This is a genomic window from uncultured Pseudacidovorax sp. (assembly GCF_913773995.1).
Taxonomy (GTDB): domain Bacteria; phylum Pseudomonadota; class Gammaproteobacteria; order Burkholderiales; family Burkholderiaceae_C; genus Xenophilus.
The window spans coordinates 1-11,984 of record NZ_CAJYES010000033.1; the positions used below are offsets into that span (position 1 = coordinate 1).

An 11,984-nucleotide genomic window follows, 5' to 3' on the forward strand; every position below is an offset into this window, starting at 1 on the left:
GCGCCACCGGGATGTGGACGAGTCCGAAGCTGATGGCGCCCTTCCACAGGACGCGCGGGCTGGATGCGGGCATGGCAAGGCTCTCCGTGCGGGGGAGCGCCAATCTAGGCCGACCTGCCCAGCATGGCCTGTAGGAGGAAGAAGCCGCCGCCCGCCGTGCGGCGCCTACACCACGATGGGCGTGACCGCGCCATCCATCGCCAGCACCGCACCGGTGACGTAGCTCGCTCGCGCCGAAGCGAGGAACAGCACCGCATCGGCCACCTCGCGCGCCTCCGCAATGCGGCCGAGCGGCAGCTTCGCCGTGGACTGCGCCAGAGCCTCCTCGGGCGAGACACCCTGCTGGGCGGCCTGGGCCTTCAGCCCTTCGTGCAGCCGCTCAGTGGCGGTGAGGCCGGGATTGACCACGTTCACCCGCACGCCCTTGCCGGCATAGGCGTTGGCCAGGCCCACACTGGCGAGCATCAGGGCCGCATTGGCCGAACCGCCGGGCAGGTGGATCGGGCTGGCCACCTTGCCGCCCGCGCCCACCACGTTGACGATCGCCCCGCGCCCGCGCGCGGCCATGCGCTTGATGAGCGGGTCCATCATGTGGATGTAGGTGAAGTACTTGGCCTGCATGGCGGCCTGCCAGTGGGCGGCCTCGAGTTCCTCGGCCGGTGTCCGGCGGGCGGCACCCGCCGAGTTGACCAGCACGTCGACCGGGCCGTGCGATTTCTCGATCCGGTCCAGCACCGCGATGGCGGCCTGCGGGTCGCTCAGGTCGGCCGCGAAGGTGGCGACCATGCGCGCCGCATCGGCCCGGGCATCGGCGAGCGCCAGCGCCGCGTCGACCAGCCCCGCCTCGTGGCGGGCCACCAGGCTGACGCGAGCGCCCTCCTGCAGAAATCCCCGTGCGCAGGCCAGGCCGATGCCCTTGCTGCCACCCGTGATCAAGACATGTTTGCCGGCAAGTTCGAGGTCCATGGCTGCATCGTCCGCATCGGGCGGGCCCTGTCAAACGAAGGTGGCAATGCCCCTGCCGGGCGCTGCGGTGTCACGCGGCTGTCAGGCCTTCGCCCTGCGGGCTCAGGCGCCGTGGCACTTTTTGTATTTCTTGCCGCTGCCGCAGGGGCAGGGATCGTTGCGGCCGGGCTCGTCGGCGCGGCGCACGGCCTGCACGCGCGGGCCCAGGCTGCGCCAGAGCTGGCGCAGGTCATACACGGCCCAGATGGCTTCGCCGAAGTCGTCCAGCCGCTGCTGGCTGACGGTGGGCGGGCCGTCTTCGGCGTACATCGACAGCGCGGGCGGGTGGGTGTCGTCTTCCGCCAGCGTGGCGATGCAGTCCAGGCCGTCGGCCAGCATCTCGGCCACCTCCTTGTCGCGCGGCGGTGCCCAGTCCTCGGACCAGTGCTCGACCGCGGCCAGGAAGCCCAGGGCCCACACCTGTGCGAAGGAAGGCAGCTCGCCCTCGGGCGCTTCGGCGCGCTCCTCGGGCGGCAGGGCGGCGATGGCGCCGCGCAGGTCCAGGCATTCGGGCTGGAAGCAGCGGTCGTCGTCCAGCGACTGCACATCGGCCGCGTCCAGGGCGGTCTGCATCTCGTGCCAGCGGCGCTTCCAGCGCCAGACGAACTCCATGTGCTGGGCCGGGGAGAAGCCGGGGCCGAAGAGCGCGGGCCAGTATTCGCTGGGCTCGACCACGCGGCGGGTGCAGACCAGCGCGGCCATGAAGCCGTCGCAGAACTCCCACTGGGGGATGTCCTCGTCGTGCTCGCGCATCGCATCGAGCGCGTCGTCCAGGGCGTCGAAGTCCTCGGGCGTCAGGGGAGGCAGGGCGGCAGCGGGGCCGACTTCGGCCGGCTGGGGGATGTCGGAAGTCATGGGAAAAGGTGTCGGGGAATGCCCCCTATGATGCAGCACACCGGGCCGCCGGCCGGCGAGCGCCTCTGGCGGCCCTGCGGCCGGCCCGGCCGATTCCCGTTTTCATGGCAGCGCTTCGCCCCTCCTTTCGACGTTCCTCGTCCTCTACCCCCCGCCGCGACGACGCCGCCGGCGGCGAGGCCCCGCCCCGGCGCGACCCGCATGCCTTCCTGCGCGAGATGCTGCCGCGCCAGGCGCGCAGCGTGGCCGACCACCGCCTGGACGACCGACGGGTCTGGCTCAAGAAGGCCGGCCCGCGCCACGGCCCGCTGCGCTACCGGCTGCTGTCGCTGATCGCCCGCACGCTGCGGCTGGAGGTGCTGACGCCCGTGCCCAATCCCGGCGGCACCGCGGCCATCGGCATCGAGGCCGCGCGCCTGCGCAGCCTGGCGGCCAGCGGCCTGCGGGTGCCCGAGGTGCTGGCCGAGTTGCCCGAGGGCCTGCTGATCAGCGACCTGGCCGGCACCGGCCGCGGCGCGGCCATGCTGATGGAACGCCTGGAGCAGGCCGCCACCCAGGGCCCGGCCGTGCTGCTCGCTGCCTGGGCCCAGGGGCTGCAGGCCATCGCCCATGTGCATGCCCGCGGCCAGTACCTGAGCCAGGCCTTCGCCCGCAACATGGTGCTGTGCCCCGATGGCGAGATCGGCTTCATCGACTTCGAGGACGACCCCGGCGCCACGCTGCCCACCGACCAGTGCCAGGCCCGCGACTGGCTGAGCTACCTGCACTCGACGGGCGCGCTGATCCTGGCGGCCGGCCCGCAGGCCGCCGCGGCGCACTGGCAGACGGCCATGGACGCGGCCGAGCCCGGCGTGCGCGAGCGCGTGGCCGAAGCGGCCCGCCGCATGCGCTGGCTGCGCCACCTGCCCAAGGGCCGCCGCTGGGGCCGCGACACGCAGCGCGTGCGCGCCGCGGCGGTGCTGCTGGGGCGTTGGCACGCGGGCTGAACGGGCGCCCCAGCAACCGAAGGAAGCGCTTGCGCGGGCAAGCTTCGAGCCACGACCTACCTTGCCCGATCGCCGGCGCTTCGCAGAGAACCCCATCGAGGAGGGCCTGCGCGAGAATCGCCCTCCGCCCGCCATCCAGCGCCCTGCAGGGCCCAGGTCAACGTGACCGAGAAGAACACCGCCTCCGCCGCCAACAAGTCCTCCCGCAACCGCCGCGCCATGCCGGTCGCGGACACAGCCCCGGCGCCCGCCGCGGGCGGTCCCACGCGGCGCGTGAGCGCCCGGGTGCCCGAAGAACAGATCGAGCACCGCATCCTGGCCGCCGCCATCGCCGAGTTCGCGGAGCACGGCTTTGCCGGCGCGCGCATCGAGCGCATCAGCAAGCAGGCCGGCACGGTGGACCGCATGCTGTACTACTACTACGGCAACAAGGAGCGGCTCTACCAGGCAGTGCTGGAGAAGCTCTATGCCGAGATGATCGGTGCGCAGCGCGATTTCGTGCTGCCGCCCGACCCGGTGGCCGGCATGCGCCAGCTGATCGAGCATGCCTGGGACCACTACGCGGCCAACCCCGACCTGGTGCGCGTGATCATGAACGAGAACCTGCTGCGCGGCAGGCACATCCGCCAGTCGCAGCAGGTGGGGCGCACGTCCTTCCCGCTGGTGGAAACGGTGGCCGAGATCCTCTCGGCCGGCCAGGCCCAGGGCGTGTTCCGCCGCGACGTGAAGGCTGAGCATGTGCTCATGAGCATCATGTCGCTCGGCTTCTTCTACATCTCCAACCAGTACACCTGCTCGGCCTGGATGGGCGTGGACCTGATGAGCCGCCCGCGCCGCAGCGCCTGGCGTGCGCACATCTGCGAGGTAGTACTTCGCAGTGTTGAGGCAGCGCCAGGCGCCGCCTGAACGCGGTCCGATATCAGCCTGGGTTGCGCAACTTGCGCACGGCGTCGTCCGGCGGCGCCAGCTTGCTGCCGTCGATGTAGGTGCCTGCCGGCATCACGCCCTTGCCGTCCTTGACCGCCGTGCGGCCCACGTAGATGCCCATCGTGGACTGGTTGTCCTGCGGGCGGAAGGTGGCGGGGCCGAAGGGGGTGGAGAAGTTCAGGCCCTTGAAGGCGGCGATCAGCTTCTCGGTGTCGGTGCTGCCAGCCTTCTGGATGCCGGCCGCCAGGGCTTTCACCGTGGCATAGCCCACCACGGCGTTCAGGCGCGGATAGTCGCCGTACTTCTTCTGGTAGGCCGCATAGAAGGCGCGGTGCTCGGGCGTGTTGATGGCGGTGTAGGGATAGCCGGTGACGATCCATCCCTCGGGCGCATCGTCCTTGAGCGGGTCCAGGTACTCGGGCTCGCCGGTCAGCAGGCTCACCACCTCGCGGCCCTGGAACAGGCCGCGCGTCTTGCCTTCGCGCGCCAGCTTGGTGAGGTCGCTGCCGAACATCACGTTGAAGATGGCGTCGGGCTTGGCATCGGCGATGGCCTGCACCACCGCACCGGCGTCGATCTTGCCCAGTGGCGGCGCCTGCTCGGCCACGAACTCCACGTCGGGCTGCAGCTTCTTGAGCTGCTCCTTGAAGGCTGCAGTGGCGGCCTGGCCGTACTCGTAGTTGGGATAGATGAGCGCCCAGCGCTTCTTGCCCAGTTTGGCGGCCTCGGCCACCACCGACGTGGCCAGCGCGTAAGTGCCCGAGCGCAGCCGGTAGGTGTAGCGGTTGCCGTTCTCCCACACCACCTTGTCGCTCAAGGGGCCGGAGGCGAGGAAGAACATCTTCTTCTGCCGCGCGAAGTCGGCCAGCGCCACGCCCACATGCGACAGCGTGACGCCGGAGAGGATGTCGATCTTCTCGCGAGCGATCAACTCTTCGGCCATGCGCACGGCGTCGCCGGGGTTGGCGTTGTCGTCGCGGAACAGCGTCTCCAGCTTGCGGCCGCCGAGCACGCCGCCGGCGGCGTTGATCTCTTCCTGCGCCAGCAGCCAGCCGTTGCGGTAGGGCACCAGGTTCTGCGGCAGCGCCTTGTAGCTGTTGATCTCGCCGATGCGGACGGGCTCCTGCGCGGCGGCGGGCAGGACGGCGGCGGCAGCGGCCAGAAGGCCGACGGTGAAGGCTTGACGCCAGGGCTTGGGGATCATCGCGGGTCCTCGTGGGTGGGTGTTGGACGGAGACGGGGGAGACCGAATGGGAGACGCGGCACGCCGGTGGTGCGGGCGCGCAGCCGGACGTTCAGGCCGATTCGGCCTCGACCATTTCCTGCACGATGCGGCGCATCTTGATGGCCGAGGCATCCAGGCCGAGCTGCACGCGCTGCCATTCACGCGGCTTGTCCTCGTTGCACTGGATGGCTTCGAGCACCGCCTTGTCCTCGTTGAAGGCCACGCGCAGACCGGCGCGCAGGCGCTCGTCGGTGGCGGCGTCGGCCGGCGAGTTCTTCAGCAGCAGCCAGTGCTGCACGCAGCTGCGCGCATCCACCGGCGTGATGAAGTGGCAGGCGAACATCTGGATGCAGTCGCCCCGCGCGCCTTCGGGCGCACCGGTGCCGGTGGCGGCCGAGCCGAAGTCGATGACGGCGATGCTCGGCGCGTGGTAGTGGTAGTAGTGCCAGCGGTCGACGTTGCCGCCGAAGTCCTTCAGGCCCTGGAAGATGGGAATGAGCGGCCCGTCGATCACCCAGCGCCAGGTGACCACCTTGCGGCCTTCGCGCTGGTGCTGCACGCGCGTCTCCTCACGGCCGGTGCTGCCCAGCGTGGTGGGATGCACGTACACCACGTGGGTCGGGTCGCACAGGTTGTCGGCCAGGCTCAGGTAGTTGGCGGCCACGGGCAGTGCGTCGCCCTCGATCACACTGAAGGCCGGGTCGTCGTACTCCGGCAGATGGAAGACCTGCGCCGGATCGGCCAGCGCGGCATCGCCCATCCATACCCAGACCATGCCCATCGACGTGGCCGTGGGATAGCTGCGCACCTGCGCATTGGCGGGCGCGCGCTGCATGCCGGGCGCATTCGTGCATTGGCCGGTGCAGTCGAAGGCCAGGCCGTGGTAGCCGCATTCCACCGAATCGCCGCGCAGACGGCCCAGCGACAGCGGCGCCAGGCGGTGCGGGCAGGCGTCGTCCAGCGCGGCCACCTCGCCGGTGCTGGTGCGGAAGACCACCAGGTCTTCGCCCAGCACGCGCCGCCTGGCCAGCGACTGGCCGATGTCGCGGGCCCAGCCGAGCGGGTACCAGGCGTTGCGGGGATAGGGCGTGCTTCTCATCGTGCGTCGGCTCCGTGGGATGTTTGATCCACATCAGCATACGGCGTGCCAGCCATGGAGTAAGTGTTTTCTTCACTTAATGGAGTATTCACTCCATTTTGAGTGCACCATGGCCGGCAACGGTGCGTGGGGTGCACTGCAGCAGGGCATGGCGAGAAGCGCGGGGGCAGCAGGCGAGGAAAGTCAGTCAGCCCGTGTGCCCCGGCGTGCGTCGGCGGGCTTCGACAGACTCAGCCTGAACGGTCGTGGGTGAACGGGCCCGCATGGGGGATGCGCCCTTGGCTGGGGAATCGTCCGGCCATGGCGCCACGCCACGCCATGCAAAGCCAAGCCGCCCGGCCTTGCGCCGCGCCGGCGAGGACACGCCCTGGCCAAGCCCGCCTTCGCGCCAAGCCAAGCCAGCCCACGCCACGCGCGGGCCCGCAGGAAGTCTCAGCCGCCCTTGCGCGCCTGCGCCGCCAGCATCCGCTTGTTCACCGCGTGCACCGCGCTCAGCTCCGCCTGCATGGCGCGGCTGATCTGCGACAGGGTGCGCAGGCGGCGGTTGCTCTCGCGCAGACGCTCGGCCAACGCGCGCGAGATGGAGAGCATCAGCCGCGCGGCCACGGCCGGCTGCACTTCCACCAGGCCGCGCAGCGCCTTGCGGGTGAGCACCGCCAGCTTGAGGTCGGTGAGGGCCGTGCAGGTGGCCGAGCGGGGCGAGCCGTCGATCAGGCCCATTTCGCCGAAGAGCTGGCCGGCGTCGATGACGGAAATGACCACCTCGTCGCCATCGCCCACGCCCGTGCCCTCGGCCCGCACCTGGCCTTCGAGCACCAGGGCCATGTAGTCGACGTCGTCGGTCTGGCCCTCGGTCATGATCACCGTGCCGGCCTTGACGGCCATGGGGCGCATGGCATCGACGATGACGCGCGCGTCGTGGATGTCCAGTTCGGCCACGATGGACGAGCGGGTGAGCATCAGCGCGGCTTCCTCGCGCAGGTTCACTGAGGCCATCGTGCTCCCTCTTCGCCATCGCCGGACGCTGCCGGCAGCAGCCACACGCGCCCGCCGCCCACCGCATGCAGCCGGCGCTGCGGCATCCGCGGCAGCAGCAGGCCGCCGGTGAATTCGCCGAAGGCCGGCAGGATCGCCAGGCCCGGTTCGCTGACGAAGCAGGGCAGGCGCAGGCTGTCACGGCCCGGGCCCTGCAGCGCGCAGGCCGGATGCAGATGGCCCGCCAGCACGAAGCGACCAGGCTGCGTCTGCGGATGGTGGCAGCAGGCGAAGGGGCCGAGCGCGAAGGGCTCGTCGGCCAGCGCAATGCGCAGCTCCGCTGGCGGATCGCCGGCCCGATCGTCGTGGTTGCCGCGCACGAGCGTCATGCCCAGCTGCGGATGCCGTTCGCGCCAGGCGGCCAAGGCCTGCAGCACCTGCGGCGTGCGGGCCTGCGGCGCATGCAGGAAGTCGCCCAGGAAGACCACCTCGCGCGCACCCTGACGATGGATCAGCCCGTCGAGGCGGGCCAGGTTCTCCTGCGTGGTGCCGCCGGGCACCGGTTGGCCCAGGGCCCGGAAGGTGGCGGCCTTGCCGATGTGCAGGTCGGCGATGAACAGGGTGCGGGTCGCCGGCCACCACAGGGCGCGCTCGGGCAGCAGGTGGAGGCGCTCGCCGGCCCAGAGCACTTCATGGGCGGCGGGGGCGTCGGAAACGGGAAGAAAGGACATGGCGCGGCGGAAGGAGGCAGCAGTTTACGTTTCGCAACCATCCGGAAAGCTGAACGGCCACGAAGTCCCGACCGACTGGCCGGCTTGATACCCAGGGCATTGCGTGCGAGCCGCGTGCCCGGCCTGCTCGCCAACGGCGTGGCCGCGCCGCCCTGCTCGGCCCCGCGGCGCGCACAGCGCTAGAGCGGCGGCAGCGGCTTCGACGGTTTTCGCGGACGCCGGGCGCGGCGCGGGGCGGGCGCGGCGCCCTCGCTGCCCTTGACCGGCTTGTCCGGCGGCTGCTCCTGCCCGAAGGCCAGGGTGCGCCTCACGTCCTGCGCGTCGCCCACGGGAATGTCGCCGCCGGCGGCCTCTTCCAGCTGAGCCACCATGCGGGCGATGCGGTCGGCCACGCTCTCGTTGCTGAGCTTCTCGCGAAAGCGCTCGACCATCAGCGGAAAGGCGAAGGGCGTGGGTCGCTTCGGCTGCACCAACTCCAGCCGCTGGCCGGCCATGCGCACCAGGCTTTCGCGCAGGCGGGCGATGTCCAGCTCCTGCGCCAGCAGCTCGGTCTCGGCCTGGACCAGCAGGCGGTTGGCCGGGTCGTACTTGCGCAGCACCTCCCAGAACAGGGACGACGAGGCCTGCAGCTGCCGGCTGCTGCGCTTCTCGCCCGGGTAGCCCTGGAAGATCAGACCCGAGACCCGCGCGATCTCGCGGAAGCGCCGCTGCGCCAGCTCGCTGGCGTTGAGGCTGGCCAGCACCTCGTGCAGCAGCGCGCCCTCATCGTCGTGCGCGGCCAGCGCCTCCTGCGCGGACGCATCATGGCCGGCGCGCAGCACCTCAGGCAGCAGCTGCGGCCAGTCGACCTCGGTGGCGCACAGCAGCTCGAAGCCGTAGTCGTTGACCGCGATGGAGAAGGTGCGCGGGGCATGCTGCGCCACCCGCCAGGCCAGCAGGCTGGCCAGCCCCAGGTGCACATGCCGGCCGGCGAAGGGATAGAGGAACAGGTGCCAGCCCTCGCGCGTGCGCAGCGCCTCGGCCACCAGCGTGTCGGGCGTGGGCAGGCGCGACCAGGCCTGCTGGATCTCCAGCAGGGGCCGCACGGCCTGCAGCTCGGGCGAGTCGTAGCGGCCCTCGGCAGCCAGCGCCAGCTGCTGCACCGTGGCATCGGCCAGCGTGGTGGACAGCGGCATACGCCCGCCGTTCCAGCGCGGCACGGCCGGGCGCTGGCCGCTGGCGCGGCGCACCCAGGCGGTCATCTCGCGGATGCGCACCAGCTCCAGCATGCGGCCGCCAAACAGGAAGCAGTCGCCCGGCTTCATGCGGGCGACGAAGCTTTCTTCCACCGTGCCGATACGCGCGCCGCCGACGAACTGCACGCTCATGCTGGCGTCGCTGACGATGGTGCCGATGTTGCTGCGGTGCCGCCGCGCCAGCCGCGCATCGGGCACGCGCCACACGCCCTCGGCATCGGGCACCACGCGGTGGTAGTCAGGATAGGCCGCGAGCGAGGGGCCGCCCTGGCGCACGAAGTCCAGGCACCACTGCCAGTTGGCCTCCGACAGATGCGCATAGGCCGCCGTGCGCCGCACCTCTTCCAGCAGCGCCTCGGGCCGGAAGCCACCGCCCAATGCCACCGTCACGAGGTGCTGCACCAGCACGTCCAGCGGCTCGCGCGGCGTGTGGCGCGATTCGATGTGGCCGGCCGCGATGGCGTCGCGCGCGGCGGCACCCTCGACCAGCTCCAGGCTGTGGGTGGGCACGATGCTGACGCGCGAAGGCCGGCCCGGCGCATGGCCCGAGCGACCGGCGCGCTGCAGCAGCCGCGCCACGCCCTTGGGCGAGCCGATCTGCAGCACGCGCTCCACCGGCAGAAAGTCCACGCCCAGATCCAGGCTGGAGGTGCAGACCACCGCCTTGAGCTGGCCGCCCTTGAGGCCCAGTTCCACCCATTCGCGCACCGCACGGTCGAGCGAGCCGTGGTGCAGCGCGATCAGTCCCGCCCAGTCGGGCCGGGCTTCGAGCAAGGCCTGGTACCAGATCTCGGATTGCGAGCGGGTGTTGGTGAAGACCAGCGTGCTGGGACTGGCATCGATCTCCTGCACCACCTGCGGCAGCATCGCCAGGCCCAGGTGACCGCCCCAGGGAAAGCGGTCTGTGCGTCCGGGCAGCAGGGTGTCGACCACCAGCGTCTTGGGCACCTGGCCCTGCACCAGCACGCCGGCTTCGCCCGGGCCCAGCAGCGCACCCATGGCCTCGTGCAGGTTGCCCAGCGTGGCGGACATGGCCCAGGCCATCAGTCCCGCGTTCCAGCTGCGCAGGCGTGCCAGGGCCAGCTGAACCTGCACGCCGCGTTTGTTGCCCAGCAGCTCGTGCCATTCGTCCACCACCACCAGGCGCAGATGGCGCAGGCGCTCCTGCGCATCGGCGCGGGCCAGCATCAGCGACAGACTCTCGGGCGTGGTGACCAGCACCGTGGGCAGGCGCTGGTTCTGCGCGCTGCGCTCGGAGGACGAGGTGTCGCCGCTGCGCGCGGCGGCTGCCCAGTGCGGTGCGGCGAGGGGCAGCGGCTCGGACAGGGCGCGCAGCGAATCGGCGGCCAGGGCGCGCATCGGCGTGATCCACAGCACCGTGAGCGGCGGTGGCGCGGTGTCCTTGGTTGCGGCGCCGGCCGTCGGCGGCTCGCCCGCCAGCGCCTGCAGGGCGCCCAGCCACACCGCATACGTCTTGCCCGCGCCGGTGGTCGCATGAAGAAGACCCGAGCGGCCGGCCGCGATGGCGGCCCACACCTCGCGCTGGAAGGCGAAGGGCTGCCAGCCGCGGGCGTCAAACCAGCGCTGGACGGCGGCTTCGACGGGCCGTGCAGGCACATCGTTCGAAGGGGCGGCGGGCGATCGGGCAGGCCGGCGAGGCATCGGCCGATTACAGCAAAGGCCGCCGCGCCGGGGTGCAGGCCGAGAGGCCGTGATGGAAGCCAGAGGCAAAGCCCATGCGCCTCGGCCTGGACCCGGCGGCGTCCCGGTGCCGGCAGACGACGCTGACGCCGCCGCCACGGCGCCGACCGCCGCCCGTCTCTGCGCGGCAGTCAGTGGCTCCATCGATAGGACCAGTTGGTCCCATTGAACGCCCCCGCCCCGCTGCCTAGCATGCCCCCAATCACAAGGAGACAGCCCGATGACATTCCCGCGCACACGCCGCGCCGCGCTGGCCGCGCTGCTGGCCGCCACCGCCGTCCTGCCCGGCCTTGCGCTCGCGCAGGAAGGCAGACCCCTCACCATCGTCGTGGGCAGCCCGGCCGGCGGCACCACCGACACCCTGGCCCGCATCATCGGCCGCATGATGGGCGAGAGCCTGGGCCGCCCGGTGGTGGTCGAGAACCGCGCGGGTGCCGGCGGCAACATCGCCGCCGCCTATGTGGCCAAGGCGCCGCCCGACGGCAGCACGCTGCTGATGAGCTTCACCGGCCACACCATCAACGCCACGCTCTACAAAAACCTGGGCTTCGACCCGGTGAAGGACTTCACGCCCATCACCATGGTGGCGCGCGTGCCCAGCGTGCTGATCGCCCGCAAGGGCCTGCCCTTCAGCGACATGGCGGGGCTCATCGCCTACGCGAAGAAGAACCCGGGCAAGCTCAACTTCGCCATCGGCGCGCAGGGCTCCTCGCTGCACCTGGCCAGCGAGCAGTTCAAGATGATGACGGGCACCGACATCGTCAACGTGCCCTACAAGGGGACCAACCCCGCACTGGCCGACGTGCTGGCCGGCACGGTGGACCTGATGTTCGCCAGCGCCGTCAACGTGCTGCCGCATGCGAAGAGCGGCGCCATCCAGCTGCTGGGCGTGAGCACGCGCGAGCCGCTGGCGCAGTTCCCGGGCGTGCCGCCCATCGGCCGCACCGTCAAGGGCTTCGAGTCGCAGGCCTGGTTCGGCCTGTTCGGGCCGGCGCGCATGCCGCAGGACGTGACCGACAAGCTCTATGCCGCGGTCAAGGCCGCCATCGACTCGCCGGCCTACCAGGAGCGCATGCAGACCGAAGCGGCCACCGCCGTCCACATGACGCCGCCGCAGTTCGGCCAATTCGTGGCGCAGGACGTGCAGGACTGGGCGAAGATCATCAAGGCCTCGGGCGCGACCGTCGATTGACCCGTCCGCGCACCGGCGACCGGCGGTGCACTGCGGACAAGGACGACCGACGC

The 11,984-nt window shown here is 71.2% G+C and carries 10 protein-coding genes; 3 read left to right on the top strand and 7 right to left on the bottom strand.

The window, feature by feature from the left end; genetic code table 11:
• Nucleotides 1-165 precede the first annotated feature (165 nt).
• Nucleotides 166-966, bottom strand: a complete 801-nt coding sequence (locus QZ772_RS02920) for an SDR family oxidoreductase (RefSeq protein ID WP_295522859.1) — start codon at nucleotides 964-966, stop codon at nucleotides 166-168.
• A 102-nt stretch (nucleotides 967-1,068) separates the two neighbouring features.
• A complete protein-coding gene (locus QZ772_RS02925) occupies nucleotides 1,069-1,860 on the bottom strand; it encodes a UPF0149 family protein (protein ID WP_295522861.1) in 792 nt (263 codons plus the stop codon).
• A 104-nt stretch (nucleotides 1,861-1,964) separates the two neighbouring features.
• On the opposite strand from QZ772_RS02925, the gene QZ772_RS02930 reads away from it, so the two are divergent.
• On the top strand, nucleotides 1,965-2,846 hold the full coding sequence (locus QZ772_RS02930; RefSeq protein WP_295522863.1) for a hypothetical protein: 882 nt from the start codon (nucleotides 1,965-1,967) through the stop codon (nucleotides 2,844-2,846).
• A gap of 162 nt (nucleotides 2,847-3,008) precedes the next feature.
• The gene (locus QZ772_RS02935; RefSeq protein WP_295522865.1) at nucleotides 3,009-3,752 is read left to right on the top strand and encodes a TetR family transcriptional regulator; all 744 of its coding nucleotides are present in this window, start codon (nucleotides 3,009-3,011) and stop codon (nucleotides 3,750-3,752) included.
• 13 nt (nucleotides 3,753-3,765) lie between these two features.
• Here the strand turns inward: QZ772_RS02935 and QZ772_RS02940 are convergent, their stop codons facing one another.
• From QZ772_RS02940 to QZ772_RS02960, 5 genes are all read right to left on the bottom strand, one after another.
• Nucleotides 3,766-4,977 carry an ABC transporter substrate-binding protein gene (locus QZ772_RS02940; RefSeq protein ID WP_295522867.1) on the bottom strand — a complete coding sequence of 404 codons (1,212 nt, stop codon included), beginning with the start codon at nucleotides 4,975-4,977 and terminating at the stop codon, nucleotides 3,766-3,768.
• A gap of 91 nt (nucleotides 4,978-5,068) precedes the next feature.
• Entirely contained in the window at nucleotides 5,069-6,097 is a 1,029-nt protein-coding gene (locus QZ772_RS02945) for an aromatic ring-hydroxylating dioxygenase subunit alpha (protein WP_295522869.1), read from the bottom strand.
• A 432-nt stretch (nucleotides 6,098-6,529) separates the two neighbouring features.
• Nucleotides 6,530-7,093 (bottom strand): Crp/Fnr family transcriptional regulator, encoded by a 564-nt coding sequence (locus QZ772_RS02950; RefSeq protein WP_295522871.1) that lies wholly within the window; start codon nucleotides 7,091-7,093, stop codon nucleotides 6,530-6,532.
• Complete coding sequence (pdeM, locus tag QZ772_RS02955; RefSeq protein ID WP_295522873.1) at nucleotides 7,081-7,803, bottom strand: ligase-associated DNA damage response endonuclease PdeM; 723 nt, start codon at nucleotides 7,801-7,803, stop codon at nucleotides 7,081-7,083. The genes QZ772_RS02950 and pdeM overlap by 13 nt, the downstream gene beginning before the upstream one ends.
• Before the next feature lie 179 nt (nucleotides 7,804-7,982).
• A complete protein-coding gene (locus QZ772_RS02960) occupies nucleotides 7,983-10,700 on the bottom strand; it encodes a ligase-associated DNA damage response DEXH box helicase (RefSeq protein ID WP_295522875.1) in 2,718 nt (905 codons plus the stop codon).
• 259 nt (nucleotides 10,701-10,959) lie between these two features.
• Here QZ772_RS02960 and QZ772_RS02965 point away from each other — a divergent pair, with 259 nt between their 5' ends.
• Complete coding sequence (locus tag QZ772_RS02965; protein WP_295522878.1) at nucleotides 10,960-11,931, top strand: tripartite tricarboxylate transporter substrate binding protein; 972 nt, start codon at nucleotides 10,960-10,962, stop codon at nucleotides 11,929-11,931.
• Nucleotides 11,932-11,984 lie beyond the last annotated feature (53 nt).

What these genes read in the sequence shown, in the direction of transcription:
- QZ772_RS02920 (WP_295522859.1), bottom strand. Translation starts at nt 966, where the DNA reads ATGGACCTCGAACTTGCCGGCAAACATGTCTTGATCACGGGTGGCAGC.
- QZ772_RS02925 (WP_295522861.1), bottom strand. Translation starts at nt 1,860, where the DNA reads ATGACTTCCGACATCCCCCAGCCGGCCGAAGTCGGCCCCGCTGCCGCC.
- QZ772_RS02930 (WP_295522863.1), top strand. Translation starts at nt 1,965, where the DNA reads ATGGCAGCGCTTCGCCCCTCCTTTCGACGTTCCTCGTCCTCTACCCCC.
- QZ772_RS02940 (WP_295522867.1), bottom strand. Translation starts at nt 4,977, where the DNA reads ATGATCCCCAAGCCCTGGCGTCAAGCCTTCACCGTCGGCCTTCTGGCC.
- QZ772_RS02945 (WP_295522869.1), bottom strand. Translation starts at nt 6,097, where the DNA reads ATGAGAAGCACGCCCTATCCCCGCAACGCCTGGTACCCGCTCGGCTGG.
- QZ772_RS02950 (WP_295522871.1), bottom strand. Translation starts at nt 7,093, where the DNA reads ATGGCCTCAGTGAACCTGCGCGAGGAAGCCGCGCTGATGCTCACCCGC.
- pdeM (WP_295522873.1), bottom strand. Translation starts at nt 7,803, where the DNA reads ATGTCCTTTCTTCCCGTTTCCGACGCCCCCGCCGCCCATGAAGTGCTC.
- QZ772_RS02960 (WP_295522875.1), bottom strand. Translation starts at nt 10,700, where the DNA reads ATGCCTCGCCGGCCTGCCCGATCGCCCGCCGCCCCTTCGAACGATGTG.
- QZ772_RS02965 (WP_295522878.1), top strand. Translation starts at nt 10,960, where the DNA reads ATGACATTCCCGCGCACACGCCGCGCCGCGCTGGCCGCGCTGCTGGCC.